General features: G+C 24.9%; 4 protein-coding genes. 3 read left to right on the top strand and 1 reads right to left on the bottom strand.

Annotated features, from left to right (window positions below; translation table 11 throughout):
* The first annotated feature begins 103 nt into the window (after nt 1-103).
* From FPD38_RS07190 to FPD38_RS07180, 3 genes are all read left to right on the top strand, one after another.
* On the top strand, nt 104-421 hold the full coding sequence (locus FPD38_RS07190; protein ID WP_147556043.1) for a hypothetical protein: 318 nt from the start codon (nt 104-106) through the stop codon (nt 419-421).
* A gap of 16 nt (nt 422-437) precedes the next feature.
* Nucleotides 438-632, top strand: coding sequence for a hypothetical protein (locus FPD38_RS07185; RefSeq protein ID WP_147556044.1), 195 nt, complete (start codon nt 438-440; stop codon nt 630-632).
* 65 nt (nt 633-697) lie between these two features.
* The gene (locus tag FPD38_RS07180) at nt 698-982 is read left to right on the top strand and encodes a hypothetical protein (RefSeq protein ID WP_133374359.1); all 285 of its coding nucleotides are present in this window, start codon (nt 698-700) and stop codon (nt 980-982) included.
* Nucleotides 983-1,019: 37 nt separating this feature from the next.
* Here FPD38_RS07180 and FPD38_RS07175 read toward each other — a convergent pair.
* On the bottom strand, nt 1,020-1,340 hold a 321-nt coding region (locus FPD38_RS07175), incomplete at its 5' end, for a DNA adenine methylase (protein WP_187153119.1).

Raw genomic sequence — 1,340 nt, 5'->3', positions numbered from 1 at the left:
TTTTTTATTAGTTGGTATTGTAATTGGAGAGCTTTCTAGGATCTAACAGCACACATTCAGCATTACCAAGCTATTGTGTGCTTAATCGACAAAAGGAGAAAAAATGAAAGAGATTAAAAACTATACTGATAAAGAATTAAAAGAAAAAATTATGCAGGATTTAGAAGATGAATTTAAAACTTTATATAAAAGACTTTTAAAAAAAGATTATCTAGTAAGAGATAATCTTTTAGAGCTTATGACTATTTATAATATGGGAATATATTCTTATTCTATTGCAAAAATACTTGAAATGAATGAAGATAAAACCATTATACAAGTGCCTTTATTTGAAAGATACATAATTGGTAGAAAATTTGTAGTTCAATACAATGATAAAAAACAAAGATATGAACTAAAAAGCACTTTTTGTGAATTTTAAGGGATTAAAAATGAGTATAAAATATCCAAATATAAAAGTTAAATTAATCGGAGAAGATGGTAATGCTTTTTCAATTTTAGCTAGAGTTGATAGTGCTTTGAAAAAAGCTAAAATACACAAAAATATTAGAGATGAGTTTTTTAAAGAAGCTACAAGTAAAGACTATAATCACTTATTAAATGTAGTATCAAGTTGGGTTAAAATAATATAGCTTACAACAGCACACATTCAGCATTACCAAGCTATTGTAGTCTTAACAAAACAAAAGGATAAAAAATGTCAAGAATACAAAACAATATAAAACAAGGTTATACAAGAGATTTTATAAGAGCAATTTGCAATGGTGATAATGATGCTGTATTAGAGTATCTTCAAAATGGTATGAGTGCCACAAAAGAAGCTATGGGAACACTACCAATCATTTATGCAATTAATCATAATAATTTTGGAGCTATTTTGCTTTTAATTAAATACGGAGCTATTTTAGAGAAAGATTATTTAGAGTATGAAGTAAAATCCAACAAAGAAGCTTTAGAATTTTTAACTATTTTACTTAAATAATAAATTGTTTAGAGAATATAAATATTCTCTAAAATAATTAAAAGTTCATTATTAAAACCTCATTGCTCTCTTTTCTTTTTAAAACATTATTATTTAAAGAATATCTTACTTTTAGCTCCTTAAAATTAAAATCTTTATAAAGCTCTCTTACAAGCTCACAGTCATTATAAGAAAGCATAAATTTACCCTTGATATTTTTTAGCAATTTATTTAATAGTTTATGTTCTTTTATTCCAAAACCATTAGTGTTTTTATAATAGCTCTCAGTTCCCACATAAGGCGGATCTAAATAAAACAAAGCTTCATTGTAATCATATTCTTTTAAAATATATTCAAAGCTTTTATTTTCAATACTAGC

It is taken from the genome of Campylobacter volucris, from assembly GCF_008011665.1.
In the GTDB taxonomy this organism is placed as follows: Bacteria; Campylobacterota; Campylobacteria; order Campylobacterales; family Campylobacteraceae; genus Campylobacter_D; species Campylobacter_D volucris_A.
Note: the sequence above shows the minus strand (reverse complement) of the source record. Positions and strands in the feature narration are given on the sequence as shown.